Genomic DNA, 26,308 nt, shown 5'->3' with positions numbered 1-26,308 from the left:
GTGTGGAATAATTTGATGGTTAGTTATTGTTGTTATCAAAGCTGATCATCCATTGTACTTTGAATTTATCGACGAACATGCCGAAATAGGCGCCCCAGAAAGTATCTTCCAGTGGCATCATTACCTTGCCGCCTTCTGAAAGGCCCTTAAAAAGCTTATCCGCTTCTTCGCGGCTGTCTGCGTTTACAGACACGTAGAAGTTGTTTCCGATGCTTGCAGGGCCGAAAGCCTGGGGTACGTCGCTGCCCATTAATACGGTGCCGCGACCTATTGGTAAGGATATGTGGAGCACTTTATCACCTTCAGCTTCTGTCATAGGCGAGCCGGGAGGCGCATCTTTAAAACGGCTCATAGTGTAGTCTCCACCAAAGATTGATTTGTAAAAGTTGAATGCTTCTTCGCAATTACCATTGAAGTGTACATAAGGATTCAGAGATGCCATAATGTTTGAGCTTTATTGAGTGAATTGTTATTGTTGATTTTTATTGTAATGGAGCAGCCAGTTGATGCCAAATTTGTCTTCGATGGTGCCGAATTTGGCACCCCAGAACATCTCTGCCAGTGGGTCGATTATTTGTCCGCCATCAGAAAGCTTATTAAAGTAACCGTTGATCTCGTCGTCGCTGCTGCAGTTCAGCATCAGCGATACCCGGTTGCCACCCGCTAGTTTTTCTCGTGCCATATCCGAGGCCATGATCATTAGGCTGTCTTTTTGTAAAGTAGAGTGGAGTATATGCTGGCGCATTTGTGGTGGCATTTTATCGGCCATGGGTGTTCCATCTACAGTTTGCAGAGTAAGCTCACCGCCAAGACATTCTTTGTAATAATTCATGGCTTCCCGGCAATTGCCGTTGAAAGTGAGGTATGCATTTATTTGAGTCATGTCTGTTTTATTAGGGATTGATCTTTACCATTAACTCTACCTGGTCGTTGCCTTTATACCATTCTATGCAAAAGGAGTCAGGGTCCAGTCGTTTATCTGCCAGCATAGTTTGAAATGTTGGTCCTATCAGCTCTTTATTATTACGCCAATCAAAAATGGTTTCTACGAGGTAGGTGCCCTGTTTTACTGTAATATTTTTGCACCCATATTTTTCTCCTTCGCCTTCATATTCTTCCAATACTGCAGCTTTATAGTTAATGCCGCCTTGTTGATTCATATTCGACAGTCCGTAGAATGTACGCCCTTCAGTTGATGGAAGTAATCCTTCCAGGTTTTTGAACGCAGCTTCTACGCCCGATGGAAAAGTTTCTGCTTCTATATAAAATAGCTTCAGATCATTTTCCAGATTGTACGTTTGCATATTATTTCCTTTAGCTTACAATGCAAACGTACTACTGTTAAATTTGCATTATGGGTGGTAATTGCGTCAATTAACGGGTTGTTTACGACAGGATTTTTGACGAAATTTATTCCTCCAAATTCACTGTGTTGAAACTCAGTGTTTTAATGTCATTATCAAACCATTTCAGATGAAACATATATCGATCCTGGTGCCTTCGGGTGCTGTTTTAGGTAGCATAGAAGGACCACGTCAAGTGTTTGTAGAGGTCAATAAATTCTTGCAGAATACTGGCCGGCCTGTGTTGTCCAAAGTAGAACTCGTTGGCTTACAGAAAGAGACACCTGCTGCAGGCGGCAAATATGTAGTACATGCAGATGCTGTCATTAATGACGTAGAAAAAACAGACCTTGTCATTATTCCGGCTCTCGATGGTGATATGGCTAAAGTGTTAGACACAAATAGAGCTTTTGTTCCGTGGATAAAGCACCAGTATGCAAATGGTGCCGAAGTGGCTAGTCTTTGCGTAGGGGCATTTATGCTGGCCTCTACAGGACTAATTACGGGGAAAAACTGCGCTACGCACTGGATGGCCGCTAATGACTTTCGCAAGATGTTTCCCGATGTGAAATTGGTTGAAGACAGGATCATCACCGATGAAGATGGTATTTACTCCAGTGGAGGTGCATTTTCTTACCTCAACCTGATTCTTTATCTGGTAGAGAAGTATGCTGGTCGCGAGACGGCTGTGTTTTTTGCTAAAGCCTTCCAGATAGACATGCAGCGTAACAGCCAGTCACAATTCATCATCTTCCAGGGACAGAAAGATCACGCAGATTCGGAGGTCATGAAAGCCCAGGAATATATCGAGACTAACTATGCTGAGAAGTTATCAGTAGACGATCTTGCATCGATGTTGTTTATTGGCAGGAGAAACTTTGAGCGCAGGTTCAAGAAAGCAACTTCTAATACTGTGGCTGAATACATTCAGCGAGTGAAAATAGAAGCGGCGAAAATGAGTCTGGAAACAATGGATGAGAATGTGAATGATATCATGTATAAAGTAGGATATACGGATACTAAGGCATTCCGTAATACTTTTAAAAGAATAACAGGATTATCTCCTGTACAATACAGAAATAAGTATTTAAGAGCAGCATCATAAAAAGAAAGAGACGCAATTGCGTCTCTTTTCGGTAGTTCTCAATGGAATTTGCTCTTGTTTTAAGGGGCGTAGACTATTTTCCGTGCTGTTGATACAGTTTCGCTTCAACGTTTGCTGTGCCGGGTTTCTGCCTTTTCTTCAATACTTCTACAAACTCCTGGGCTGCCTGCAGGCTTTCGGCCTCTTCGATCACTATCACATGTTTTTCATTTTCTGCGAGGCTGCAAATTTGAAGCACTTTAATGCCCGCCTGTTCACGAACAGAAGCTCCCGCATCAAAGGCTTTTTTCCATTCAGCAAAATTGTCTATAGTAAGGGAGACTATCAACGTTACTTTATTCGTTTCTTTAGCACCTTTGGCTGTTGCGGTTAAAGAGCCAGCGATTATCACGCTTGCTACTAACAGTTTTTTCATTGTTGTTGGTTTTATGCTTTTTGAGAGAATAGATTTGTTGTCGAGCGCTCCACAGCTATGACAGTATCGCCAGGATGGGTATTAAAGCATATGCGTGCTGAGGGCGCGTATTGATGGACAATATTTATTAGCTGTTCGAACAGCAGGAAATTCTGCTCCGGAACACGTATTCCTGCACCAATGAGCACACTGTCGAATGGCTGTAGCTGCAGTTTTTTTCTTAGGATGTCTGTTGCTGAGTTGCCGAAGTCGGTCCAGCAAACGTCTGCTTTGTAGCCTTTTTCAGTGAGGTGGTTGACCGCGTTCTTTATTCCGGCTTCTACTTTTTGCGCATTTAAGCTGGGAAAGGCGGCATATTCTGCTGATGTAAAGTCAATAAGGTAAGGATCTATACCAACGATAAGCACCTTCGGGATGTCCTAGTTGTTGTGTTTTAAATTGTGACACAAAACTATCCGGCATTGGGCCGCCCTCCATTGACATTTGTTAAGATTTAACCGGAAGCAAGTTTTTTTCTGATGCGGCTCAGACTTTCGGGACTTAATCCAAGATAAGATGCTATAAAGTGCTGAGGAACGCGCTGAAATAGCCCCGGCCTTTTCTTTAACAGGTCAAGATATCGTTCCTCTCCAGATCTTAGCTGCATGTCGGCCATCTGCTGTTGCATCAGAGTTGCCCATTTTTGGTAACCTTTTATGTGCGCTTCGGCCCACCACGGAAATAACTGAAAAGAACGTTCCCAGTTCTCACTGCTTATTGTGAGCAGCACGCAAGGTTCAATTGCCTGGAAGTTAAAATCACTGGAAACTTTGTTTCGAAGTGCCGGCAGGTCGCCGATGAAATGCCGCTCTTCTGCAAAATATACTATCGACTCAGCGCCTTCATCGTTCACGAAAAATTGCCGCAAGCAGCCCTTAATTACAAATATGGAGAACTTAGGAATAACACCGGCTTTAAGGATCAATTCATTTCTTTTGAATTCACGTACCTCCCACAGGTGTAGGAATCGTTCGATCTCTTCATTGCTAACGCTGATACGTTTTTTTATCTCTTCCTTAAATACCGATGTATCCATTGATTGAACAAAATTAGCAACATTATATTCGGGAAGAAATTGATACCAGCAACCGAAATATACCAAAGAAAAAAAGCCGCTCATTGAGCGGCTTTCGTAGCCCCGCCAAGAATCGAACTTGGATCTAAAGTTTAGGAAACTTCTATTCTATCCATTGAACTACAGGGCCATTACCTAAACCGGATTGCAAAAATAACTTTCTGAATGAAAATGCCAACTAATTTCTCCAACGCAGGGTTTGGATCATGTGCTCCATGTCTTTTCGAAGGAAATCGTTCACTGGTTTTAGTGAGTCCGCATTAGGTGTTACATCGAAATACAGTGCGCCGCGAATATAGTTTTTTACCGAATCTGTAGCATAGAACTGGTATGCTGATGCTGCGTTGCCCGTCACATTGTAGAAAATACCATGAACACGGGTAGTGTCGTTATGAAATACAAAATCGTCTATGTAATCAGCTCGCTTGGTGTGAAATGAGGTCATCTCATAGGAGTCTTCCAGTAGCTTTTCAATTGTCTGGTTCGGGCCGATCACTTTATAGCTAACATATATTCGTCCGCCTATAGAAGGAAAGTCGATGTTGATCCAGTAGGGATTTTCTGGTTTTTCGCCGAAAAAGTTGGTGTCGGGAATAACCTGGCCATATACCGGGTACTCAAAGCTGTACGGGTAAGTGGGGTTATCAAATTTTTGATAGGCTCGCTCCGGAAGCTCGACTTCGTAGTAGCCTCGGGGCTTGGGCGTATAGGTCTCGGGCCTGCATGAAAGCAGCAGCGAGCAAATGAAAACTGCTATAATGTAACGGGACATGCCGCCAAAGCTACAAAATCCCGCAAACCTTTGCCTGTGAGGCTTTTAAACTTAGACTAAAACGACTGGGTTTCTTTTGTTAATTTCGCACCCAAATTCTCAAACCGATCCAATGACGCAAGATCAACAACCCCAGGAACAACAATTAAACATTGAACTGACTGAAGAAATGTCGGATGGTGTTTATTCGAACCTGGTTATCATAACGCACTCATTTGCAGAATTTGTATTTGATTTTGTAAATGTGATGCCCAACGTGCCTAAAGCAAAAGTCAAATCGCGTGTGGTGATGACCCCGCAGCATGCAAAACGACTGATGCGTGCTTTGGTGGAAAACGTAAAACGCTTTGAAGCAGCTAATGGTCCAATAAAAGAACAGGAACAAGTAAACGTTCCTTTCAACTTTGGTGGTACTACTGGTCAGGCTTAATAAAAATACTACATGAACGAAAAGATACTCATACTCGATTTTGGCAGCCAGTATACACAGCTTATAGCGCGTGGCATTCGCGAGCTGAACATTTACTGCGAAATACAACCTTGTACCAAGCCAGTAAACTATACCGCAGACCTGAAAGGTGTGATCCTGTCGGGAAGTCCGTTCTCTGTGAACGATCCGACTGCACCCAAGCCGGATATAAAGGCGATAGCAGATAAGCTACCGGTACTTGGTGTATGTTATGGCGCACAGTTGCTGGCACAACAGAGTGGTGGAGAAGTAGGTAAATCTACTCACCGTGAGTATGGGCGTGCACACCTTCAGGCTATTGTGCACGATCCTTTGTTCGCAACAATATCGGATGGTTCCCAGGTATGGATGAGTCACAGCGATTCTATCAAACGCCTGTCTGAAGGATTCACAATCCTGGCGCATACTGAGTCTATACCCGTTGCTGCTTACAAGGCAGCCGATGGTTATGCCAATAACCCGGTATATGCTATCCAGTTTCACCCGGAGGTGACGCACAGTACAGATGGCCGCCAGCTGTTGAAAAATTTTGTGGTTGACATCTGTGGTTGCACGCAAGACTGGACACCTGCAGCGTTCATTCACGAAACGGTTGAACGTATCAAAGAACAAGTTGGCAATCAGAAAGTGGTAATGGCATTAAGCGGCGGTGTGGATTCAACTGTTGCGGCAACCCTGGTACACAAAGCCATCGGCGATAACCTGTTTTGCATATTCGTAGATAACGGCCTGTTGCGTAAGAACGAGTTTGAGCAGGTATTGGAAGGCTACAAACACCTTGGTCTGAATACCAAAGGTGTTGATGCAAAGCAACTGTTCTATTCTAAACTGGAAGGAGTAACAGATCCTGAACAAAAACGCAAGATCATTGGCGGTCTCTTCATCGATGTATTTTCTGAAGAGGCAAAGCATATAAAAGACGTGAAGTTCCTTGGCCAGGGTACTATTTATCCTGATGTTATCGAATCTGTATCGGTACACGGTCCTTCAGTAACCATCAAGTCGCACCACAACGTAGGCGGCCTGCCTGAAAAAATGCACATGCAGCTGGTAGAGCCACTGCGCTTCCTGTTCAAAGACGAAGTGCGTAGGATAGGCCGCGAGCTGGGTATCGATGATATCTTCTTGTCTCGTCACCCATTCCCTGGACCGGGTCTTGGTATACGAGTACTGGGGGCTATTACCGAAGACAAAGTAAAAATGCTGCAGGAAGCTGATGCTATATATACGCAACATCTGCGCGATAGCGGCCAATACAGCCAGGTATGGCAGGCTGGAGCTATACTGCTTCCGGTGCAAAGTGTAGGTGTAATGGGTGATGAGCGTACGTACGAATATACTGTTGCACTTCGTGCTGTTACTTCTGTAGACGGCATGACTGCCGACTGGGCACACCTGCCATATGAGTTCCTGGCCAAGGTGTCGAACGATATCATTAACTATGTAAGAGGCATCAACCGCGTGGTGTACGACATTAGTTCGAAGCCACCGGCTACCATAGAGTGGGAATAGATAAAAAGCACATCATGAAACGGACCGTTTACTTTTTGCTGCTGACGCTGTTTGTGGCCTGCTATGGCAATACCGCAGAGGCACAGATATGGCAGAAGATATTCAAAAAGGAAAAGCCGAAAAAGAAAGCGCCGGTTAAAAAAGCACCAGGTAAAAAAACTCCGGTAGCCAAGCCTTTTAAGAAACGCGAGATCGACTATCCTGTTTCAGTAAAGAAAGGTCGCTACAGGGTAGATGTGCTGGTGCCGCTTTACCTTGATGAACTGGTGCAGAACGATAAGGTGACCTTTAAAGGTAAACTCCCTGCAAAGGCAATGTCGGGTATGGAGTTTTATGAAGGAGTAAAACTGGCGGCAGATACGCTCACCTCATTAGGTTTTGATATCGATGTGTATGTTCATGATATCCAGGATGCTAATAATACGCCGGCCTTTCTGTCAAAGAACAAAGGTCTTGATTCCTCAGACCTGATAATAGGTGCAGTGCAGTCGCAGCAAATACCCGCATTCGCATCATTTGCTAAAGGCGGGAGGATCAATTTTATCTCGGCACTATCACCCTCCGATGCCGATGTGACAGACAATCCCTATTTCACTTTGTTACAGCCGACTTTGCAAACGCACAGTGAGCGCATCATGACCGCCCTTAAAAACAAGTACCCCAGATCCCGGCCGATACTTTTGCACCGTAATTCCGTTACGGTCGATCAGAGTGCTTACAAATACCTGACTGGTGTAGACAGCAGCATGAAAAAACTGCTTGTCAACGAGCTTCCCACGAGACAACAGTTGAAGTCACTGTTGGATAGCAATAGCACCAATGTCCTGATAGCTAGTGTTGTTGATGTCGTTTACGCAGAGAAGTTACTGAAACAATTAGTTACGCTCTTTCCATCGTATAGGTTTGAGGTGTATGGAATGCCGTCATGGACTACAATGGCCAGCCTGAAAAATGCAGGCAACTATCCGTACATGGCGATCTATATAACTGCACCATTCTATTACGATGCGTCAACTCCTGCGGGGCAAGCGCTCGCTAACGAGTATAAAAAGGCATTTAACGTTGGCAAACCCGGCGAAATGGTGTACAGGGGATACGAGACCATGTATTGGTATGCTTATCTATTAGCTAAGTATGGCACCATCTTCAACACTGAGGTTGATGACAATGGGGGCGCTCCGTTCACTAAGTTTGACGTTAAGGCAAAATGGGATAAGGATAACAACTTATACTACCTCGAGAATCTTCACTTGTACTGGTTCCGCTATTCCGATGGTTCATTTACCGTGACACCATAATTAGATTTCTCCAGCATTTTTTTGCGGATAAAAAACACGGCCGTGAAGATGGCAAGAGTTGTAATTGCAGCGGCTGATAGCATTACCGCAGCGCCCGCACCCTGTAAAAGATAGGCCAGGATTACGATCAATACATTCGAAGCAAGGATTACTAGTACAGCCTGTATATGGGTTAGACCAGTATCCAGAAGGAAGTAGTGGAGGTGATTCCTGTCGGCGCGAAAGGGGGATATGCCCTTGCTCAAACGTATTACGAATACCCTAAGACAATCAGCTATGGGCATCGATAGAAGGCAAAGAACAAAAGCATTTGCTGTAGTGCCGTCGTGTATCCAGTAGGATATGTCGGGTTTCCAGTTGTAGGAGTTGAGGAATAGCACCGAAAGTAAGGATATGGTAAACCCTAACAATAATGATCCTGTATCTCCCATAAATATTCGCGCAGGGGTTATGTTGTAGCGTAGAAAGCCAGCAGTTGCACCCATAAGGCTAAAGGCAAGACATGCGGCTCCTGTATACCCGGTTAGGCAGAGGCCAGCGCCGAGCATACCCGTATAGAATATTCCCATCGTACCAGCAAGACCGTCAATGCCATCGATAAAATTGAAGGCATTGGTAAAAAAGGTGAAACCGAATATAGTGATAAGTACACTAGGCCAATAGGGAAGTGTCATGACCTCAAAGAGTCCGATGGTTTGAAGGCGGAGATCACCTGGTATCACTACAATGGCAATAGGTACTAATTGAGCAATCAGTTTTTTCCACGAGCTTAATTCAACCAGGTCATCCATCAAGCCTGTAAGGAAAAATAGCAATGATCCTGCTATCAGGTAATGCCATTTGCCAAAGGCTTCCGGCTGCACAACTAGCGAAGTAACGATGATATAGGCAAAGAAAATGGCAACACCGCCAAGGCTGGATATTGTATGACTATGGAATTTTCTATGGTTATCCGGTTCGTCAAATAATTGTCTCCTTCCGGCCAGCGCTATAATCGCCGGGGTTGCAACGAGGCTTACAATAAAAGCCCCGACCATGGATGTGAGAAACAAAATTTTTGGCGAAACGTCCATACCAACTGCAATTACGTAATAAACTTGCGTTTATTTTATGTCCTGCTCAAATCTTTTTGTAAAGGCGTAAATATTGAAGGATGAATCGGCCAGCGCTGTCGCCAGTTCGTTACGCAGTTTGCTTTTACTGATGCTTTGCATTTTCCTGGCCTGGATGATCTGCCAGCTTTTTTCGGTTAGTAAGTGCAAGCGCTTTTCCGGGGCCGTGTTATGGTCAGCGAAGTATTGTTCAACAGCTTCGGCCAGGTCGCTTACACCTGTACTTTCGGTAGCTATGGTTTTTACTACAGGTATCTCTTTGCCGTTGTGCGCCTTTTCGTGCACCATAATGCGGAGGTTGCGGTACAATGTTTCTGCTGCGTCGCGGTCGGCTTTATTAACCACAAAAATGTTGGCTATCTCCATTATCCCCGCTTTCAGCGTTTGTACCTCATCTCCGGCTTCTGGAACTAGTGCCACAACAGTGCAGTCAGCAAGCCCGGCAACTTCTACTTCACTTTGCCCAACACCTACGGTTTCAACCAGTATCAGGTCAAAAGGCGCGGCTTTCATCAGGTCTGTTATCTCGATGATCTTTGGATGTAATCCACCCAAAGCCCCACGACTAGCCAACGAACGGATAAAAACATTAGGGTTTGTATAGAATTCACTCATACGTATACGGTCGCCAAGCAAAGCGCCGTAATTAAATGGCGAAGAAGGGTCTACCGCGATGACAGCAATTTTCTTTCCCTTACTTATCCAGTGCTGGAGCAGCGCATTTACCAGGGTGCTTTTGCCAGCTCCGGGAGGTCCGGTTATGCCGAGTACACGGGCTTGATGCGTGTTTTGCAATTCAAGTAACAGGTCTTCGTAGCCGGGTAACTCATTTTCTACTATGGTGATGGCCCTGGCCAGCGCATTATAGCTGCCGGATTGTATTTCTGAAAGGAGTTGTTTTATCTTGCCCTGCACTAAAAAGTTGTTGCGTTCGTTATTGAAAGATGAGCTCTACCCGCAAAAATAGTTTTCTCAGTCATAAACTCATATCGAGGACTAATATAGCATTGGTTGCGATATGCTGCATGTTGGCGGGCTTTCTTACATCCCGGGCATTGCTATCATTTGGGATCACTATGTTTGGTGTTGCCGGGTTGTGGGGCATGCATCCCAAAGAGTGGCTGAAACAAAAATGGTGGTTATTGGGTGTGGTGTGGGTGTCTATATTGGCGCTGTCCTATTTCTGGTCCTCCAACAAAGCAGACTGGGCGTACCGGATGGAGATAAAGATGCCGTTTTTGTTATTGCCATTGGCATTTTCTTTGTTGCCCGCCTTTTCTTTAAATCAACTACGGGGTTTTACCGTTGCAATATGTTCTCTTTTGCTGATCAGCGCCATATACAGCGCGTCTTTCCTTGCGAGTAATTTCAATGACCTTATTTATGGATACAAAGTATCTAAGGTCTTGCCTACGTTGGCCGAGAACGATCATATTCGATTCAGCCTTTGCATTTTGCTGACCATTATCTGGTGTGCTTATTTCTGGCCGCGCCTCGAAGGTAAAATCATGAAAGGATTTGTTGCAATAACAATGGTGGTTCTCAGCGTATACCTGCATGTTTTGGCAGCCCGTACGGGACTTATGCTATGGTATCTCTTTATTATAGCTTACACGGTGTTCTATGTGTCACGCCGAAATAAGGCGCTTGCAATAGCTGTTTTCATAGTACTGATCGTGATGGCTTTGGTAGCGATCGAATATGTACCAACGCTAAGGAATAGGGTAGGGTATTTCAACTACATGTATATCCTGTTTCGTCAAGGTGAGATATCTGCCATATACAGCGACATGAACCGGATGATATCGTATGAAATATCCAGCCGCGTTATTGCCGCTCATCCACTGGCCGGCGTTGGCCTTGGTGATATGATGACAGCTATGGCAAAGGGTTACGATAAATACTATCCCGGCACCGATAATGATCTTAAAATACTACCGCATAATCAGTTCCTGGTAATGGGTTTGGCCGTCGGTATCCCAGCCTTGCTGCTGTTCGTTACATGGGTTTTTGCGCCATTGCGCTATGTGCGGCGTAACCGGGACAGTTTCTTTTTTGCTATGGTATGGCTTGTATTGCTGTTACCTCTGCTGGTAGAACCCATGCTGGAAATTCAATTCGGAGTGTTTGTATATTTGTTTTTCCTGCTCTGGCAAAGACACATCTTGCTAAAAGGGATCACGGGGCAGCAAAAGCAAGCATAAATGAACTTTATACCAATATTTCCGTTAGACGTAGTAGTATATCCGGGCGAGCCTTTGAACCTGCATATATTTGAACCTCGTTATAAGCAGCTGATAAATGAATGCATGAGAGAACGAAAGGCTTTCGGCATTCCGGTTGTTCTTGATAAGGATCAAGGGGTAAGGGAATACGGTACGTCGATCGAGATATTGGAACTGGTAAAGGAGTATGAGAACGGCGAAATGGACGTCCGCACTCGTGGCTTAAATGTATTCCGCATACTCGAAGTCGTAAAAGAAATTCCGGATAAGCTGTTTTCAGGTGCAATAGTGAGCTATCCCCAGAATTTTATGGCTTCAGGAGATTCGAACCTGGCGAATCATGTGTTTAGTGAAGTAAAACGTTTATATGCGTTGCTAAGCCTGTCTGAGAAGTTTCCTGAACAAAAAAAGCCGATGGTATCCTATGAAATAGCCCACCAGGTAGGATTGACCAAAGAGCAGGAATATGAACTTTTAAGCATATTTACTGAAATACAGCGCCTTGAATACCTTCGACGTCACCTCGATAACATGACGAAAGTAGTACAGGAATTGGAAAAGGTAAAAGAACGGATACAGTTGAATGGTCATTTTAAAAATCTCTCTTTGGGCGATATTGATTTATAGATTTTGATTTTCCCCGGTCTGTATAGACAATCAGACTAATTTTACTATTTTAGAGATATTCGTACACCTAAATACAACTGGATATGTCAGTAAATCTCTGTGTTGACTGGGGTAATACCCGCGTAAAAGCTGCTGTTTACAATAGCGATCAACAAGTGGAAGCCCGTAATTTTTCAGCTGCAGAGGCACCTGAAGCTATCAATGAGCTTATCAACAGTTACCACCCTGCCAAAGGTATTATGTGTGCTGTGACCAACCACACATCTGAGGCAGAGCAAGTAATGAATGATAAGCTGAAGGCTTTTATCAAACTGACGAATAGCACCCGTGTACCGATAATGAATGCCTATTCATCGCCGGATACACTTGGGGCTGACCGTTTGGGGCTTGCTGTAGGTGCGCACATGCTCAATCCGGACAAAAACAACCTGGTGATCAGCATTGGCACTTGTGTGACATACAACTTTGTTCAAAAAAATAAGACTTTTCGCGGCGGTGCTATATCACCGGGTCTTCATATGCGTCTTAAAGCAATGCATGCGTTTACAGACCGTCTTCCGGAGGTGCCTCTCGAAGGCGAATTGCTGCTCCTGGGCTACGATACAGCGACTTGTATGCGTAGCGGTGCAGTGTTTGGTATTGCTGCGGAGATCGATGGCATGATAACTGAGTTCACTTCGCAATACCCCGATTTTAACGCCATCTTAACTGGGGGTGATTTGCCCTTCTTTGCAACCAAGGTGAAAAGTAAGATATTTGCAGACCCTGACTTGTTGCTCAAGGGACTAAATCTAATCCTGAACTATAATGTTCCACACATACGCTAAGTATTTTTTTACGTCGGTTCTTTGTTTGTCGGCGGGTTTTCAAGCGTTTTCTCAAAATGATGATATTGTTTCAAAACGGGTTACCGGCGAAAATTCGCCCTATTCCCGTTTTGGTATAGGTGAGCAAAGAAATGGCGTGAATACGCTTCTTCGCGGTATGGGCAGCATCTCGAGCGCGTACTCTAACCCTTTCGCAGTAAATACTGACAACCCGGCCTCGTATAGTGCACTAAAACTGACTACTTATGAGGCGGGAGGCGAGGGCGGTATCCGCAATGCGACCACCGGAGACCAGAAATATTCAACAGGCAGCGCTACCTTATCGCATCTGAATGTAGGTATCCCTGTGGCCAAAAATGCTGGCATCAGCTTTGGTCTGCGACCGTATTCCCGGGTATATTACAATCTGCAGGATAGCAGCTCGGAGCCCGGTTTGGGTAAAATAATTAACGAGTTTGCAGGCTCTGGAAGTACCAGCTATGGTTTCGTAGGGGCTGGTGGCCGGTATAAGGGTTTTAGTGCCGGCTTTAATGTTGGCTACCTGTTCGGTACCATCCAAACAGCACAGCAGCTATTGAGTATCGATACAGTAAAAGCACACCATAGTGCCTTTGTCAATGCTACCCAGCTGGGCGGTATCTATTGGAAAGTCGGGGCAATGTACGATGGTGAATTGAACAAAAAACTTGGAATACGTATTGGCGCAACGTTGGCTACTACTCAGACTATCGGTGCTGAACGTGATGAGTACTGGTTACTGAGAAACAGCGCGACCACAACTACTACCTACGATACCGCACTGAACCACGGTGGCCTGGAAGGCAAAACTACGTTGCCTATGACCTACACAGCTGGAGCGCAATTGATAGGTACCGATAAATGGATGGTTGGTGTAGATTACACTGGTACTAAGTGGAGTGAGTTCAGGAATTTTGGCGCAGTTGACTCTGTTGAAGACAATTATAAGCTCAGTATCGGTGGTGAATACACGCCGAATATGGCAAGTATGACCCGTTATTTTGATCGTGTAACGTATAGGTTAGGTCTAACGTATGGTAAGGATTATATTTCCTTACGCAATACGGATCTGAACTATTATGCTGTAACAGCTGGTTTGAGCCTGCCTTTCAGACGTACTACCGATCGTATACACACTGCGTTGGAAATAGGTCGCCGCGGTACTACCAGCAATGGTTTGATCCGCGAAACTTTTGTGCGCCTCGCACTTGGTATTTCGCTCAACGACCGTTGGTTCATCAAACGCAGGTATGATTAACCCCCGGGCCTTACATAGCCTTTTTATTGTTGCAGGATCGGTTGGTATTCTATCTATTGCTTCCTGTAAAAATGATCCTAAAGAGATCGACCGGCTGGTAACCAAGCATAGCCCGCAGGAGGATCGTGCCGAGGATGTGACGATACTATATAGCGAACATGGTCACTTGAAAGCACGCCTATACGCCAAAGAGTTTATACGCAACGAGGTAGCTAAGCCTCCGTTTACTGACATGAAAAAAGGGCTGAAAGTCGAATTCTTCGACGATAGCCTGAAGGTAGAGTCAGTGCTCACTGCGCGCTATGCCCGCTACTACGAAAAACAGGAGAACGTCCTGATCCGCGACAGTATAGTGGTAGTAAACAAAAAAGGCGAGCGCCTCAATACTGAAGAATTGGTCTGGAACCAAAGCATCCGCAAGTTTTACACGGAGAAGTTCGTTCGTATCACAACGCCTACGCAAGTGATGTATGGTGACGGACTGGAGGCCAATGAGGACTTCAGCTGGTACGAGATCAAAAATCCCAAAGGCATCGTACAGGTAAACAAGAGCGAACTGCCTGAATAATAACGCTAAATCCCCCATTTTTCTAACCCCGAATTGCTGCAACTAGTAGTTGCTATTTACTATTTTTGCGGCCTGTTGAGTTTTTCTAATTAAACGATCAAATAAAAATGAAAAAAATTCTTTTATCGCTCGTTGTTGCAATGGGGCTGCTGACTGCCCGTGCCGATGAGGGTATGTGGATCCCCCACCTGATAGGGAAGAATTATGACGAAATGGTTCGTTTGGGGCTGAAACTGTCGAAAGAAGATCTTTATAGTATTAACCAGGCAAGCCTGAAAGATGCCGTTGTTCAATTTGGTGGCGGCTGCACTGGCGAGATCATATCGCCTAACGGCCTGCTGATCACCAACCACCACTGCGGCTATGGCGCAATTGCGGGTCTTAGCACTGTCGAAAAAAACTACTTGGACAATGGTTTCTGGGCATATAGCTATGCGGAAGAACTTCCTGCAAAAGACGTAACAGCCCTTTTCCTGGAGCGTATCGAAGACGTAACAGACGAAGTGAACAAGGCTACTAAAAAGCTGAAAGGCGAGAAGCTGGCTAAAAAAATGGAAGAGATCCGCAAAAAGATCGAAGACCGTGCTTCTGAGAACAAGAAATATACAACACAGGTAAAAGAATACTTTAACGGTAACCAATACCTGCTGCTGGTGTACAAAAAATACACTGATGTTCGCCTGGTAGGTACTCCGCCTAAATCGCTGGGTAAATTCGGCGGCGATACAGACAACTGGATGTGGCCTCGTCACACTGCAGATTTCTCTATGTTCCGCGTATACGCCAACAAAGACAACAATCCTGCGGAATATTCTAAAGACAACGTTCCTTACCGTCCTAAGAAATACCTGCCGATCTCTATTAAAGGCGTAAAAGAAGGCGACTATGCAATGGTCTTCGGTTACCCTGGCCGTACCAACCGCTACGAAGTATCGAGCGGCATCAGCATGGCCATCAATGAAGTGAACCCTTCTATCGTTAAGCTGCGCGACAAGCGCCTCGCTATTATGCGCAAGCACATGGACCAGGATAAAGCTGTTTACCTGAAGTACACTTCTTCTTACGCCAGCATCTCTAACTACTGGAAGTATTTCATTGGCCAGACAGAACAACTGAAGCGCCTGAACGTGGTTGATGAAAAGATCGCTAAAGAAAAAGCATTTACTGACTGGGCTGTTAAAAACAAGAAATCTGAGTACAAGAACCTTACTGCTCAATACAACAACCTGTACGGTACTTATTTGCCATACGCGAAGCACGTAACTTATTATGGCGAAGCGTTCCGTGCGCCTGCACTGAGCCGCCTGGCTGCGTCTTTGGAGCCGTTGTATAAAGAACTGGAAAAGAAAAGTCCTAACGCCGATACAGTTAAGAAGCATACCGACGATCTGAAGAAGAACTACAAGGCTATCGTTCGCACACTGGATATACCTACCGATAAGGACTTGTTTGCTGCAATGACGCAAATGTTCTACAACGACATCCCACAGGCGCAACATCCTTCGATCTACCAAAGCACTATCTTCAAAAACTATGGTAGCAGCGCCAGCGAGAAAACTTATGTTGACTATACAAACTATGTATATGCCAACACGTTCTTGCTGGATAGCAATAAGCTGAATGCTTTCATCCAACAGCCTACTATCGAAAAGCTGAATAGCGATCCGGCTTTTGCTTATGCTTACAGCTTTGTGAAGAACTACAAAGACAACTACGAGGCTAAAGTGAACGATTTCAACGACAAAAAGAAAGAGTTTGCTAAGACCTACATCAAAGGTCTGACGGAGATGAATGAGAACGCACTGTTTTACCCGGATGCTAACTCCACAATGCGTATCACTTACGGGACAGTTGCCAGCTACGAGCCACAGGATGCCGTTAAGTACGACTACTACACTACTATGGACGGTGTGATGGAGAAATACAAACCAGGCGATGATGAGTTCGATCTGCCTTCTGAATTGATTGAGCTGTATAACAAGAAAGATTATGGCCGCTACGCTAACGCAAATGGCGAACTGGTAACCTGCTTTATTACTACTAATGATATTACCGGTGGTAACTCGGGTAGTCCTATTATTAACGGTAGCGGTGAGTGGATCGGTATTGCCTTTGACGGTAACTGGGAAGCTATGAGCGGTGATATCGCGTTCGACAAAAAGTACAAGCGTACTATTTGCACTGATTCTCGTTTCATCCTCTTCCTGATCGAAAAGATGGGTAAAGCCCACAACCTGCTGGAAGAAATGGACATCAGGAAATAAGATCATTTTCGACAATTTTATCAATGGCCTTGCAGATGCAAGGCCATTGATGTTTATGGGCATGATTTTGCCGAAGCTCCGGATATGCAACGATACGCAGCTGTTTCGGGAGATGCAGGTGTGGTGGGTTACGAGATACTGGAAGATGCGGTCATTCTCGAGTTCCGGGATGGCTCGCAATATTTGTACTCCTATGCCAGACCAGGAATGGAGCATGTGGAGCAAATGAAGGTGCTTGCTGCAGCAGGTAAGGGTTTGACCACCTACGTCAATCAACATATACGTGAAGACTATGATAAGCGTCTGAAATAAAACGGTATTTTGCCAACTGATAGCTTGACATATGCCATACACCTACGAATATCCCCGATTTGCACTTGGTACAGACGCCGTGGTTATTGCAAAACTCGGAGATGGTTTTAAAGTGCTTTTGATACAGCGGAAAAATGAACCTTTTAAGGGGATGTGGTCCTTGCCCGGCGGGTTTGTGGATATAGACGAAACCTGCGATGCAGCAGTGCACCGCGAGCTGGAAGAAGAAACAGGCGTGCGTGGTGTAGAACTACGGCGGATAGACGTATTCGACGCCGTGCACCGCGATCCCCGCGACAGGGTATTATCGGTAGCATATGTTGGTGTAGTGCCCAAAGAGTTGGAGGTAAAGGGACAGGACGATGCGGCAGATGCGAGGTGGTTTGATGTGACCGCATTGCCGAAGTTAGGTTTCGACCACAGCGAGATCATACAGCGGGCTTTATCGATGGTATCAAAATAGCATTGATCATGGAGCGCTGGCTGAAATTGTTGTCGTTTGTTGTCGTTTTCATAGTGGTGAATAAAACCGCACGATGCCAGGTGGTTACAAAGCCGCATCGCTTATTGCTCATCCTCAACGGTTCGGCGGGAATGGGAGCGAGCTGGCAGGGACAAGCTACCAAGTACAAACTGGCTTCGCAGCTGATTACTGGCCTGGCCGAAGAAATGTACCAGCACAACGACGATATACAGATGGGCCTGCGGGTCTACGGTCATCTCTTTCCTCTGTCTTATAATATTTGCAAAGACTCGCGCCAGGAAGTCCGCTTTTCCAAAGAGAATCATTTCCAGCTTGGCCTGAGACTCGCGGACATTAAACCTACAGGCAAGGGCGAATTGAATTATGCTTTTTCCGAGGCTATTGCCAATGAGCTTGCTGATACTGCTCATTTTCAATACAGCGTCATAGTGGTGAGCGATACCGGCCGCCAATGCCAGGCAGATAATTGCCTGCCTGCTGGTAAATTCTACCGGAAGTACCTGGTGGAATATGGGCGGGCTACGACCACCTGCTACGATTCTGTATTTAGTGGAGACCCGCTGAAATACCGGGCGGTTATTGACTATATCATTTCGCAGTATCCAGCCAAGGGCATGGCTACGATCATACAGCCCCCAGTGCGTGCCGATACCATCCGCATACCGATATATACTATGCGCAAGTTGACGCAAACCAATACGCCACCACGATCCGAGGTTGCCGACAGAGGTACGGCCATTATTTATAATACCAACCAGTTGTACGCTATCGTGCTTTATGTGGAGGAGCAGGGAGGGTACCGTAAGCTGGACGAGATCTATTTTTCCGGCGCAGCCAGCAGGTCCATTATGCTTGGGCCGGGCCGGTATAAAGCCGCCTTTATGGCAAATGGGGTAGAACATGCCAAGGTCTTTTCTGTCCAAAAAGATCAGTCGACCGAGGTTCGGGTAGAATAGGTGATAGGGCATTTGTTGACTGTTTAGTGCAAATTCCAGCCTTTTGAGCTGTTAAAATTGTTACAAACTCGCTTTTGCACAACCCTGAACTTCGCTCCCGTATTGTGTTTGAGCACGAATTTGTGTCAATTTGTTGCCGATGTGGCACCCCCTAGGCCTTTTGTAACATTCGGGTGTGGCAAAAACAAAGGAATGCGTATTTCAGGGCCATAGTGTTTTTAATTACTATAGCAAAAATACGCAAAAAATATAAAATAGTGTGTTGCTATTTCTTGGCGAGGTGGTCTTTTAGTGTCACGCCACTGAGCACATCGTCAACCTCTTTCTTGAATTCGGGAGAAAGCCTTGAATCGGCCTTCAGCTGGGACAGAAGTTGAATAACACCCGGGTTCTGGTAATTCATAACGATCTTATTGGAAGGCGATGGATACTTGTAGAGCACTATCTGGGCTATCAGTTCTTCAGCCGCGTTACGTGTTCTATATGCCCGGTATGCCGTACTCGCGAACTGCAGGTATTTGTCGAGTGGCAGATTGCTCATGGCGTACGCTGCAATTTGCTTTTGCTGGAGCGTATTGTGGCCATCCTTTATAAATGCGAGTGCAGCAGTAAAATCTGGTTCGGGGTTTTCAAACAGATCGACATAGGTAGCCGAGTAGTCAAGGTCGGCGGCTTCTTCCATGCTGGAAATATCGCGTTCGATCACTTGTATCTTTTCAGCAAAAGTTCGTGTAGTGTCTGCGACGCGAGTTGTAGGCGTTTTCTCTGCGTCCATTGTAGCGCAACTCTGACACAGGCAGAGCGCGGCGGCTGCGAATAAAATTAGTGTTTTCATAGTACACTAAAATTACGAAAACGGGCAAGGGTATTGGCGTTGGGTTTGCACAAAATACGAAGCGACCGATGAGGTTGCTTTTCAAATGTGTTTGGCCACTAACACCTTTAAAATCATCTTTTTGCTAAGCATAATTATGAAATTGTCGTTTGCTGAGGTAGTTAATAGTACTCAATCTCTCGTATTGACATTTGTTTTAGCGCAGGGTCACCTTCGAAATCTTTTGGAAAATCTTCTATACATTGTGTCCAGTTACCCCGACTGTCGTAAATGTATTCGCTAACGAAGCGCCTGCCTGCAGATCCATCGCTGACGCGTTCTTCTGCTAAAACCTCATTGTTGTGTTCGTCGTAAGTATAAACTGTTTTAAGGTCACCAAAACTGTATCGTTCACTTTCTGATTTGATCCTTCCTTTATCGTCGTAGGTATATTGGGTGGTGATGTTATCATTTTCTTCGATCAACTGGCCTTTCTCATTATACTTGAAAGTTTTTGTTCTGTTGATATTCCCGCCAACTGTTTGTTTTGCTATTAGTTGCTCTCCCAGATAAGTGTACTTTATCCGGCCAGTATCTTTCGTTCCGCTAATGTAAGAGCGCTCTTCAACTAATTTGTCAGACGTGTCGTAGATAAATATAATGTACAGAGTATCCTGAGGGTTTTGCTCTGTTTCACTATTCCAGTGATATTCTTTAACTAGAATTCCCCTCTGATTGTATTTATATTCTACACCTCCGCTTGTTTTTCCCCGATCTACATAGTATGTGCAGAGCATAAGTCCTTCGTTATTAAAACTATCTACCGAATAGCCGTCTTTATTAAAAGACATTGTCTTCGTTTGAACTTCACTCAAAAAACCATATCCCGACGTGCGGACAATTTTCACTTTGCCCAGTAGCGGCGCTCTTTTAGCAGATGTACGCATAGCTGGGTCTGCAACGCAAGCAAAAGAAAATGTCAGCACGAATGTTGTCAATACTGTTCTCAAATCTGCTAGATTTTACCCTAAAATACTTAATAGTATGCTTGATGCTACCGGGCGGTGGAGTTTGGAGAACTAAAAAAAGCGGCTCAAAGGCTGTTTATATCACAACAATGGGTCAAGTTTTATATTCTAGTTAAGCACTAGGTTGATAGTACCGGTCGCCAGCGCATTATCTTTTTCGTGTACAGTGACAGTATAAGAGCCCTTCGGCAGAGGTTTGCCGAGAGATACGTTCTGTGCATTGCTCTGGGCGTTAAAATTGGCTGTGAACAGAGTGATCTTTTGATCGTCTTTAATGGCTACTACGTAGTCCTTACCTACCTGGAAATCACCATTCAGCATGATGTCATTACCCATCACGAAGGTCTGAAACTCGATATGGCTGGCAACCTGTGCAGCAGGTGCCGCCGTTTTTTTGACAGGTGCAGTCGTTTTCTTTACTGTCGTGGTAGTTTTGGTCGTTGTAGTCTTTTTTTTCGTCGTCTGCGCCGTTGCGATAGCTGGCACAGCAAGGATAAGGAATAAGTAAAGGCTCTTTTTCATAACCGCCTGTTTTTTGGACTTTTATTGTTATCAAATTTACCGCAATCTGCTGATACTGTAGTTATGGCAGGTTAATTTTCACTTTTCTGCAACGGTGCACATTTTGCTACATTTACTGCAACATGACCTCTAAAGGACCGATACTGGAGTGCGTACCCAATTTTAGCGAGGGACGTGATCCTCAAAAAATACAGGCAATTGCAGATGCCATCCACTCAGTAAGTGGTGCGCAGCTACTGCATATAGATACCAGTCCCGCAGCCAACCGCACGGTAATGACCTTTGCCGGCGAACCCGGTGCGGTTTGCGAAGCCGCCTTCCAGGCTGTTAAAAAGGCAGCTGAAGTAATAGACATGACAAAACAGGAAGGTGTACACCCACGCATAGGTGCCACCGATGTTTGTCCGCTGATACCACTTTATGATATGACCGTCGATCAAGCGATCGCTCTTTCGCGGCAATTAGGAGAACGTATAGGTAGAGAATTAAATATTTCTATTTATTTATATGAACAGTCGGCTACTGCTGAACATCGCCGTGCGTTGCCCGATATCCGGAAGGGACAGTACGAGAAGTTTGCCGAAAAAATGAAGCTGGCGGAGTGGAAGCCCGATTACGGTCCACTTGAACTGTCACTTCAAACTGGTGCTACGGTAATAGGTGTCAGAGATGTTCTTGTTGCGTTTAATATATCATTGAAAACCAATGATGTAAATGCTGCTAATTACATTGCTGATAGAATTCGTGAAAGAGGCTATTACGAGCAGTCACCTCAAGGAAGACTTAAGGTGCCTGGACTGCTTCCGAAGCTCAGGGCGATAGGATGGTACATGGCCGATTTCCAATCTGCGCAGGTATCTATGAACCTGCTGGACTATAGAATAACATCGCCGCTTAAGGCCTGGGAGGCAACGAATGCCTTGGCCCAACCCTTGGGCGTCGAGGTGATCGGTTGCGAGGTAGTGGGACTGATTCCCGAAACCTGCCTGCTGGAAGCCGGCGCTTTTACCTGGCTGAGGGAAGGCAAAGAGCTACCGCATGACAAAGAGTTACTGGTGCACGCAGCTATCGAACATTTAGGATTAAACAGAGTCAAACCCTTCGACCCGCAGGAAAAGGTTTTGGAATATGCACTTAAAAGAGCGGGATTGATATGAGTCAAAGGAACATTTTCTATTTATTAGGCAGGATATTATTGGCACCATTTGCACTTATTTACGGAGCGGTGGTTTGGTTGCGGAACCGATTGTATGATGCAGGTGTTTTCTCGTCCATCGAATTTAGTCCGCCGGTTATTTCTGTCGGCAACCTGTCGACCGGTGGCACGGGCAAGACCCCGCACGTTGAATACCTGATCCAGTTGCTGCAATACCGTTTCCAGGTTGCCACTATGAGCCGGGGGTATAAACGCCGCACGCAAGGTTTCCTGCTGGCCGATGCGGAGACCAATGCCCTGCGTATAGGTGACGAGCCTATGCAATACCATATGAAATACCCTGAGCTGGTAGTGAGTGTGGCTGAAGAGCGCATTACGGGCATTCCGAGATTGCTACAGAAACGTCCGAATGTTGAAGTGATACTGTTGGACGATGCCTACCAGCACCGTTCGGTGAAGGCTGGTGTCAATGTGCTGATCACCGATTTTTCGAAACCATTCTATGCAGATCACATTCTGCCAATGGGTAGCCTGAGGGAAAGTCGCAGCGCCTATCACCGGGCTGATGTGATCATTGTTTCGAAATGTCCACCCAACCTGGATAGGGCCGTGGCCAATGACATGATCGCTAAGATCAACCCGCTGTCGCACCAAAAGGTATTTTTCACGGGTATCAGTTATCGTCAGCCGTATGATTTCTTTAGTCATGAGCCGGTATCGCTGCGCGGAAAAAGCGCAGTATTAGTATGTTGCATTGCCAAACCGGAACCGCTGGTAAGGTATTTGCAGGATGAGATGAAACAGGTGCATGTGCTGTCTTACGCAGATCATCATTATTTTGTGAGTAAAGACCTTGAAGAGATCAAAGAAGCCTACGGCAATTTTGAAGCAGAGGGTAAAGTAATAGTGACCACCGAGAAAGACGCTGCACGCCTGCACCTGCATTATGAGAAACTGAAAGAATGGAACGTGCCGATAATAGTATTGCCAATAGGGGTTTCTTTTTTATTTAATCAGGGCAATGAGTTTGACAATGTAGTTTTGCAATACGTTGAACAAACAATAGCCGAAAACAACCAGATGTTCTATGGCAGCCAGGAAATCTAAGGCATCACATAAAAAGAAAGTAGACAGCTCCGGCAGGAAGACCTATGTAGGTAAGCTGGAAATAACTCGCGGGGGGATGGGCTTTGTGATAGTGGAAGGGTTAGAAAAAGACGTGTTGATACGCAGGGGAGAGACCAGCAACGCACTGAACGGCGATGAAGTGAGGGTGGAGGTGATAGAGCGCGGACGCAAGTTCGGTGCAAGGCCCGAGGGTAAGATCATAGACGTGGTACGTCGTAAGCAAACCGAATTTAGTGGCAAGCTGGAAGTGCATCCGCATTTCTCGTTCCTGGTGCCTGACAGCGATAAGATGCCGGTAGATATATTCATTCCGTTGCACCTGTTGCATAATGCCAAGAACGGCGACCATGTGATAGCCCGTATAGTAGAGTGGACCGAAAAGACGAAGAATCCGGTAGGCGAAGTGGTGAGCATCCTCACCGACGAATCGGTGAACGAGATAGCCATGCAGGGCATATTGGTGGAGAACGGCTTCCCGCTGCATTTCCCCGATGATGTGATGGAAGATGCCGCAAGGTATCCGGAAGGGGTGCATAGCGCCGAGCTGAAGCACCGCCGCGATATGCGCGATACACTGACACTGACCATCGACCCAATAGATGCACGTGATTTCGATGATGCGATATCCTTCAAACACCTGAACGGTGATATATACGAAATAGGTGTACACATTGCCGATGTGAGTCATTACATAGAGCCCGGTTCAGCACTGGATAAGGAAGCTTACAACAGGGCTACCAGCGTGTATTTGCCTGACAGGGTGCTGCCTATGCTGCCAGAAAGGCTGTCGAACGAGTTGTGCTCGCTGAGGCCTAATGAAGATAAATACACTTTCTCTGCCATCTTCCAGATGAACACGCAGGGAAAGGTGAAAGACTACTGGCTGGGCAAGACGATCATTCGCTCGCAGCGCAGGTTTACCTACGAGGAGGTGCAGCTGATCGTTGAAGGCGCTGAGGGTGACCATAGAGAAGTATTGCTAACACTAAACGAAACCGCGCAGAACCTGCGTAAGGCACGTTTCAAAAAAGGCGCTATCAATTTCTCGTCTGAAGAAGTGAGGTTTACACTCGATGAATCGGGTCGTCCTACAGGTATAGTAGTAAAAGAAAGTAAGGAAGCACACCAGCTGATAGAAGAGTTTATGCTGCTGGCCAATAGGACTGTAGCTGAATACGTATCGGGCATTATAGTGAAAGACAAACAAGTGCCTTTCCCTTACCGTGTACACGACGTGCCCGATGAGGCCAAGCTGCAGGTATTCGCATCGTTTGCTGAGACCTTTGGTTACAGGTTCAATATGAACACGCCTCAGAGCATCCAATCATCCTTTAACGACATGCTGAGCATGGTGCAAGGCAAACCCGAGCAGCACGTGCTGGAAACACTCGGCATCCGCACCATGGCAAAGGCGGTGTATACAACAGATAATATTGGTCACTATGGCCTTGGTTTTAAAGACTATTGCCATTTTACCTCGCCCATTCGTCGTTATCCCGATGTATTAGTACACCGTATACTCGAGGAATGCCTGAAGAATGATGTAAAACCTATCAAACACCTTGAACAGCAATGCCGCCATTGCAGCGACCAGGAGCGCAGGGCCATGGAAGCAGAACGCGCTGCCAACAAGTACAAGCAGGTAGAATACATGACCAACTTTGTGGGCGAAGACTTTGAAGCCGTAGTGAGTGGCGTGGCTAGCTTCGGCTTCTGGGCGGAGACAGTAGAGCACAAATGTGAAGGGATGGTATCGATAGCCGACCTGGCGCAGTTTGACGATTTTGAACTGCGTGAAGGCGAATATTGCCTCGTAGGTCGCAGCACCGGTTTGCGTGTTGGTATGGGCGACAAGGTAAAAGTGCGCGTCGTATCAGCCAACCTCGATAAGCGCCAGATAGATTACACAGTATTAGAATTACCCGAACAAAAACATAAGAAGAAGCGGAGCATCGGTGCAGAAGGAAAGGTGAAAAAGAAAGCCCCTTCGAAACGTAAAAAATAATGATGCACAGCTTTACACAACTGGTAGAACAATTTGAAGACAGGCTTTCTAAATTTTTACCTTTTCCTGAGCAGCCGGGTACGCTTTATGATCCCTGCCGTTACTTTATGCAGATAGGCGGCAAGCGGATTCGTCCTGTGCTGTGCCTGATGGCCAATGAATTGTTTGGCGAAATAAATGAAGATGCATGGCATGCAGCAATGGGCATAGAGCTGTTTCACAACTTCACGCTCATTCACGACGATATCATGGATAAGGCTCCGTTGCGCAGGGGCAAACAAACTATCCACGACAAATACGGATTGACGGCAGGTATACTTTGCGGTGATGTAATGAGTATCCATGCTTACGATCAACTGGTGAACGTACGCCATAACCTGCACATGATACTGCATCTGTTCAACCGTACATCGATAGAAGTATGCGAAGGACAACAGCTCGATATGGATTTCGAAGCAAGGAACGACGTGAGCATCGATGAGTACATTCACATGATCACGCTGAAGACTTCAGTGCTGTTGGCCTGCTCACTGAAAATGGGAGCGCTGATAGGTGGTACGACAGAAGGCAACTCGAATAAGCTGTACACCTTCGGCAAGAACCTGGGTATTGCTTTCCAACTACAGGATGATTATCTCGATGCATTCGGTGAGACAGATAAACTGGGTAAACAAAACGGCGGCGATATAAAGTCGAACAAAAAGACCTACCTCTTACTAAAAGCAAGAGAAACTGCGAACCCAGAACACCTAAAACAAATAGACGAATGGTTGCAAAAGGACGGTGAGGATAAAGTACCTGCTATGCTGGAACTGTTCAAACAAACAGGGGCCGATAAAGCCTGCCGCGATGCTGTGGAATTGTATTCGCAGCGGGCATTCGACTGCCTGGAAGAAGCTGCCGTGACCAGTAAGCGCAAACAACCACTACATGATCTTGCCAGCTATTTGCTGATGAGGGATAAGTAGTTGGTCTG

Annotated in this window: 29 protein-coding genes and 1 tRNA gene; 17 read left to right on the top strand and 13 right to left on the bottom strand. The window is 45.7% G+C overall.

Features of this window, described 5'->3' with window-relative positions; genetic code table 11:
• Positions 1 to 19: 19 nt before the first annotated feature.
• The 3 genes from P2W83_RS15785 to P2W83_RS15775 are packed head-to-tail and all read right to left on the bottom strand — an operon-like array spanning position 20 to position 1,304.
• Positions 20 to 442, bottom strand: coding sequence for a VOC family protein (locus P2W83_RS15785; protein ID WP_276134727.1), 423 nt, complete (start codon positions 440 to 442; stop codon positions 20 to 22).
• A gap of 27 nt (positions 443 to 469) precedes the next feature.
• The gene (locus P2W83_RS15780) at positions 470 to 883 is read right to left on the bottom strand and encodes a VOC family protein (RefSeq protein WP_276134726.1); all 414 of its coding nucleotides are present in this window, start codon (positions 881 to 883) and stop codon (positions 470 to 472) included.
• Positions 884 to 893: 10 nt separating this feature from the next.
• Positions 894 to 1,304 carry a hypothetical protein gene (locus tag P2W83_RS15775; protein WP_276134725.1) on the bottom strand — a complete coding sequence of 137 codons (411 nt, stop codon included), beginning with the start codon at positions 1,302 to 1,304 and terminating at the stop codon, positions 894 to 896.
• 169 nt (positions 1,305 to 1,473) lie between these two features.
• On the opposite strand from P2W83_RS15775, the gene P2W83_RS15770 reads away from it, so the two are divergent.
• Entirely contained in the window at positions 1,474 to 2,448 is a 975-nt protein-coding gene (locus tag P2W83_RS15770) for a GlxA family transcriptional regulator (protein ID WP_276134724.1), read from the top strand.
• A 73-nt stretch (positions 2,449 to 2,521) separates the two neighbouring features.
• Here the strand turns inward: P2W83_RS15770 and P2W83_RS15765 are convergent, their stop codons facing one another.
• The 5 genes from P2W83_RS15765 to gldD all read right to left on the bottom strand — a co-directional run bounded on the left by P2W83_RS15765 (position 2,522) and on the right by gldD (position 4,749).
• Positions 2,522 to 2,863, bottom strand: a complete 342-nt coding sequence (locus P2W83_RS15765; RefSeq protein WP_276134723.1) for a hypothetical protein — start codon at positions 2,861 to 2,863, stop codon at positions 2,522 to 2,524.
• Between the two features lie 11 nt (positions 2,864 to 2,874).
• Complete coding sequence (locus tag P2W83_RS15760) at positions 2,875 to 3,270, bottom strand: hypothetical protein (RefSeq protein WP_276134722.1); 396 nt, start codon at positions 3,268 to 3,270, stop codon at positions 2,875 to 2,877.
• 86 nt (positions 3,271 to 3,356) lie between these two features.
• A complete protein-coding gene (locus P2W83_RS15755; protein ID WP_276134721.1) occupies positions 3,357 to 3,938 on the bottom strand; it encodes a Crp/Fnr family transcriptional regulator in 582 nt (193 codons plus the stop codon).
• 97 nt (positions 3,939 to 4,035) lie between these two features.
• Positions 4,036 to 4,107: transfer RNA gene (locus P2W83_RS15750), tRNA-Arg, on the bottom strand.
• Between the two features lie 48 nt (positions 4,108 to 4,155).
• Positions 4,156 to 4,749, bottom strand: a complete 594-nt coding sequence (gldD, locus tag P2W83_RS15745) for a gliding motility lipoprotein GldD (RefSeq protein WP_276134720.1) — start codon at positions 4,747 to 4,749, stop codon at positions 4,156 to 4,158.
• A 112-nt stretch (positions 4,750 to 4,861) separates the two neighbouring features.
• Here gldD and P2W83_RS15740 point away from each other — a divergent pair, with 112 nt between their 5' ends.
• From P2W83_RS15740 to P2W83_RS15730, 3 genes are read left to right on the top strand one after another with little or no spacing between them, the layout of a single operon-like run.
• Positions 4,862 to 5,179, top strand: coding sequence for a DUF3467 domain-containing protein (locus P2W83_RS15740; RefSeq protein ID WP_276134719.1), 318 nt, complete (start codon positions 4,862 to 4,864; stop codon positions 5,177 to 5,179).
• A 12-nt stretch (positions 5,180 to 5,191) separates the two neighbouring features.
• The gene (gene guaA / locus P2W83_RS15735; protein ID WP_276134718.1) at positions 5,192 to 6,730 is read left to right on the top strand and encodes a glutamine-hydrolyzing GMP synthase; all 1,539 of its coding nucleotides are present in this window, start codon (positions 5,192 to 5,194) and stop codon (positions 6,728 to 6,730) included.
• A 14-nt stretch (positions 6,731 to 6,744) separates the two neighbouring features.
• Positions 6,745 to 8,028, top strand: a complete 1,284-nt coding sequence (locus P2W83_RS15730; protein ID WP_276134717.1) for an ABC transporter substrate-binding protein — start codon at positions 6,745 to 6,747, stop codon at positions 8,026 to 8,028.
• On the opposite strand, the gene P2W83_RS15725 is transcribed toward P2W83_RS15730, so the two are convergent.
• Positions 7,995 to 9,065: a glycosyltransferase family 4 protein gene (locus tag P2W83_RS15725; protein ID WP_276134716.1), complete on the bottom strand. Its 1,071-nt coding sequence runs from the start codon at positions 9,063 to 9,065 to the stop codon at positions 7,995 to 7,997. The genes P2W83_RS15730 and P2W83_RS15725 overlap by 34 nt on opposite strands.
• 66 nt (positions 9,066 to 9,131) lie before the next feature.
• Complete coding sequence (gene meaB, locus P2W83_RS15720) at positions 9,132 to 10,055, bottom strand: methylmalonyl Co-A mutase-associated GTPase MeaB (protein WP_276134715.1); 924 nt, start codon at positions 10,053 to 10,055, stop codon at positions 9,132 to 9,134.
• 29 nt (positions 10,056 to 10,084) lie between these two features.
• Here meaB and P2W83_RS15715 point away from each other — a divergent pair, with 29 nt between their 5' ends.
• From P2W83_RS15715 to P2W83_RS15675, 9 genes are all read left to right on the top strand, one after another.
• The gene (locus tag P2W83_RS15715) at positions 10,085 to 11,344 is read left to right on the top strand and encodes an O-antigen ligase family protein (RefSeq protein ID WP_276134714.1); all 1,260 of its coding nucleotides are present in this window, start codon (positions 10,085 to 10,087) and stop codon (positions 11,342 to 11,344) included.
• On the top strand, positions 11,345 to 11,992 hold the full coding sequence (locus P2W83_RS15710; RefSeq protein ID WP_276134713.1) for an LON peptidase substrate-binding domain-containing protein: 648 nt from the start codon (positions 11,345 to 11,347) through the stop codon (positions 11,990 to 11,992).
• An 83-nt stretch (positions 11,993 to 12,075) separates the two neighbouring features.
• Positions 12,076 to 12,819: a type III pantothenate kinase gene (locus tag P2W83_RS15705; protein ID WP_276134712.1), complete on the top strand. Its 744-nt coding sequence runs from the start codon at positions 12,076 to 12,078 to the stop codon at positions 12,817 to 12,819.
• Positions 12,800 to 14,095 (top strand): BamG family beta-barrel-assembly machinery protein, encoded by a 1,296-nt coding sequence (bamG, locus tag P2W83_RS15700; RefSeq protein WP_476704313.1) that lies wholly within the window; start codon positions 12,800 to 12,802, stop codon positions 14,093 to 14,095. Before P2W83_RS15705 ends, bamG begins: the two co-directional genes overlap by 20 nt.
• A complete protein-coding gene (gene lptC, locus P2W83_RS15695; RefSeq protein ID WP_276134710.1) occupies positions 14,088 to 14,663 on the top strand; it encodes an LPS export ABC transporter periplasmic protein LptC in 576 nt (191 codons plus the stop codon). Before bamG ends, lptC begins: the two co-directional genes overlap by 8 nt.
• Before the next feature lie 107 nt (positions 14,664 to 14,770).
• Complete coding sequence (locus P2W83_RS15690) at positions 14,771 to 16,927, top strand: S46 family peptidase (protein ID WP_276134709.1); 2,157 nt, start codon at positions 14,771 to 14,773, stop codon at positions 16,925 to 16,927.
• 84 nt (positions 16,928 to 17,011) lie between these two features.
• Positions 17,012 to 17,239 carry a hypothetical protein gene (locus P2W83_RS15685; protein WP_276134708.1) on the top strand — a complete coding sequence of 76 codons (228 nt, stop codon included), beginning with the start codon at positions 17,012 to 17,014 and terminating at the stop codon, positions 17,237 to 17,239.
• Positions 17,240 to 17,270: 31 nt separating this feature from the next.
• Entirely contained in the window at positions 17,271 to 17,702 is a 432-nt protein-coding gene (locus tag P2W83_RS15680) for an NUDIX hydrolase (protein WP_276134707.1), read from the top strand.
• An 8-nt stretch (positions 17,703 to 17,710) separates the two neighbouring features.
• Positions 17,711 to 18,679, top strand: a complete 969-nt coding sequence (locus P2W83_RS15675; RefSeq protein WP_276134706.1) for a hypothetical protein — start codon at positions 17,711 to 17,713, stop codon at positions 18,677 to 18,679.
• Positions 18,680 to 18,944: 265 nt separating this feature from the next.
• Here P2W83_RS15675 and P2W83_RS15670 read toward each other — a convergent pair whose 3' ends face one another.
• The 3 genes from P2W83_RS15670 to P2W83_RS15660 form a co-directional block, all read right to left on the bottom strand.
• Positions 18,945 to 19,514: a hypothetical protein gene (locus tag P2W83_RS15670; RefSeq protein WP_276134705.1), complete on the bottom strand. Its 570-nt coding sequence runs from the start codon at positions 19,512 to 19,514 to the stop codon at positions 18,945 to 18,947.
• 161 nt (positions 19,515 to 19,675) lie between these two features.
• Positions 19,676 to 20,503: a hypothetical protein gene (locus P2W83_RS15665; RefSeq protein WP_276134704.1), complete on the bottom strand. Its 828-nt coding sequence runs from the start codon at positions 20,501 to 20,503 to the stop codon at positions 19,676 to 19,678.
• 126 nt (positions 20,504 to 20,629) lie between these two features.
• Positions 20,630 to 21,043 carry a hypothetical protein gene (locus tag P2W83_RS15660; protein WP_276134703.1) on the bottom strand — a complete coding sequence of 138 codons (414 nt, stop codon included), beginning with the start codon at positions 21,041 to 21,043 and terminating at the stop codon, positions 20,630 to 20,632.
• A gap of 122 nt (positions 21,044 to 21,165) precedes the next feature.
• On the opposite strand from P2W83_RS15660, the gene ftcD reads away from it, so the two are divergent.
• Genes ftcD through P2W83_RS15640 form a run of 4 tightly spaced genes read left to right on the top strand, consistent with a single transcriptional unit; the run spans position 21,166 to position 26,300 of the window.
• Complete coding sequence (gene ftcD, locus P2W83_RS15655) at positions 21,166 to 22,200, top strand: glutamate formimidoyltransferase (protein WP_276134702.1); 1,035 nt, start codon at positions 21,166 to 21,168, stop codon at positions 22,198 to 22,200.
• Complete coding sequence (gene lpxK, locus P2W83_RS15650) at positions 22,197 to 23,306, top strand: tetraacyldisaccharide 4'-kinase (RefSeq protein ID WP_276134701.1); 1,110 nt, start codon at positions 22,197 to 22,199, stop codon at positions 23,304 to 23,306. Before ftcD ends, lpxK begins: the two co-directional genes overlap by 4 nt.
• Positions 23,287 to 25,332 carry a ribonuclease R gene (rnr, locus tag P2W83_RS15645; protein ID WP_276134700.1) on the top strand — a complete coding sequence of 682 codons (2,046 nt, stop codon included), beginning with the start codon at positions 23,287 to 23,289 and terminating at the stop codon, positions 25,330 to 25,332. Before lpxK ends, rnr begins: the two co-directional genes overlap by 20 nt.
• Positions 25,332 to 26,300: a polyprenyl synthetase family protein gene (locus P2W83_RS15640; RefSeq protein WP_276134699.1), complete on the top strand. Its 969-nt coding sequence runs from the start codon at positions 25,332 to 25,334 to the stop codon at positions 26,298 to 26,300. Before rnr ends, P2W83_RS15640 begins: the two co-directional genes overlap by 1 nt.
• Positions 26,301 to 26,308 lie beyond the last annotated feature (8 nt).

This window comes from Polluticoccus soli (assembly GCF_029269745.1).
GTDB lineage: Bacteria > Bacteroidota > Bacteroidia > Chitinophagales > Chitinophagaceae > Polluticoccus > Polluticoccus soli.
The sequence above is the reverse complement of the archived record's forward strand: the minus strand, read 5'-3'. Positions and strand labels throughout refer to the sequence as shown.

Bases quoted from the DNA above. Each gene is read 5' to 3' on its own strand.
- P2W83_RS15785 (WP_276134727.1), bottom strand. From the start codon at position 442: ATGGCATCTCTGAATCCTTATGTACACTTCAATGGTAATTGCGAAGAA.
- P2W83_RS15780 (WP_276134726.1), bottom strand. From the start codon at position 883: ATGACTCAAATAAATGCATACCTCACTTTCAACGGCAATTGCCGGGAA.
- P2W83_RS15775 (WP_276134725.1), bottom strand. From the start codon at position 1,304: ATGCAAACGTACAATCTGGAAAATGATCTGAAGCTATTTTATATAGAA.
- P2W83_RS15770 (WP_276134724.1), top strand. From the start codon at position 1,474: ATGAAACATATATCGATCCTGGTGCCTTCGGGTGCTGTTTTAGGTAGC.
- P2W83_RS15765 (WP_276134723.1), bottom strand. From the start codon at position 2,863: ATGAAAAAACTGTTAGTAGCAAGCGTGATAATCGCTGGCTCTTTAACC.
- P2W83_RS15755 (WP_276134721.1), bottom strand. From the start codon at position 3,938: ATGGATACATCGGTATTTAAGGAAGAGATAAAAAAACGTATCAGCGTT.
- gldD (WP_276134720.1), bottom strand. From the start codon at position 4,749: ATGTCCCGTTACATTATAGCAGTTTTCATTTGCTCGCTGCTGCTTTCA.
- P2W83_RS15740 (WP_276134719.1), top strand. From the start codon at position 4,862: ATGACGCAAGATCAACAACCCCAGGAACAACAATTAAACATTGAACTG.
- guaA (WP_276134718.1), top strand. From the start codon at position 5,192: ATGAACGAAAAGATACTCATACTCGATTTTGGCAGCCAGTATACACAG.
- P2W83_RS15730 (WP_276134717.1), top strand. From the start codon at position 6,745: ATGAAACGGACCGTTTACTTTTTGCTGCTGACGCTGTTTGTGGCCTGC.
- P2W83_RS15725 (WP_276134716.1), bottom strand. From the start codon at position 9,065: ATGGTCGGGGCTTTTATTGTAAGCCTCGTTGCAACCCCGGCGATTATA.
- P2W83_RS15715 (WP_276134714.1), top strand. From the start codon at position 10,085: ATGAGCTCTACCCGCAAAAATAGTTTTCTCAGTCATAAACTCATATCG.
- P2W83_RS15710 (WP_276134713.1), top strand. From the start codon at position 11,345: ATGAACTTTATACCAATATTTCCGTTAGACGTAGTAGTATATCCGGGC.
- P2W83_RS15705 (WP_276134712.1), top strand. From the start codon at position 12,076: ATGTCAGTAAATCTCTGTGTTGACTGGGGTAATACCCGCGTAAAAGCT.
- bamG (WP_476704313.1), top strand. From the start codon at position 12,800: ATGTTCCACACATACGCTAAGTATTTTTTTACGTCGGTTCTTTGTTTG.
- lptC (WP_276134710.1), top strand. From the start codon at position 14,088: ATGATTAACCCCCGGGCCTTACATAGCCTTTTTATTGTTGCAGGATCG.
- P2W83_RS15690 (WP_276134709.1), top strand. From the start codon at position 14,771: ATGAAAAAAATTCTTTTATCGCTCGTTGTTGCAATGGGGCTGCTGACT.
- P2W83_RS15685 (WP_276134708.1), top strand. From the start codon at position 17,012: ATGCAACGATACGCAGCTGTTTCGGGAGATGCAGGTGTGGTGGGTTAC.
- P2W83_RS15680 (WP_276134707.1), top strand. From the start codon at position 17,271: ATGCCATACACCTACGAATATCCCCGATTTGCACTTGGTACAGACGCC.
- P2W83_RS15675 (WP_276134706.1), top strand. From the start codon at position 17,711: ATGGAGCGCTGGCTGAAATTGTTGTCGTTTGTTGTCGTTTTCATAGTG.
- P2W83_RS15670 (WP_276134705.1), bottom strand. From the start codon at position 19,514: ATGAAAACACTAATTTTATTCGCAGCCGCCGCGCTCTGCCTGTGTCAG.
- P2W83_RS15660 (WP_276134703.1), bottom strand. From the start codon at position 21,043: ATGAAAAAGAGCCTTTACTTATTCCTTATCCTTGCTGTGCCAGCTATC.
- ftcD (WP_276134702.1), top strand. From the start codon at position 21,166: ATGACCTCTAAAGGACCGATACTGGAGTGCGTACCCAATTTTAGCGAG.
- lpxK (WP_276134701.1), top strand. From the start codon at position 22,197: ATGAGTCAAAGGAACATTTTCTATTTATTAGGCAGGATATTATTGGCA.
- rnr (WP_276134700.1), top strand. From the start codon at position 23,287: ATGGCAGCCAGGAAATCTAAGGCATCACATAAAAAGAAAGTAGACAGC.
- P2W83_RS15640 (WP_276134699.1), top strand. From the start codon at position 25,332: ATGATGCACAGCTTTACACAACTGGTAGAACAATTTGAAGACAGGCTT.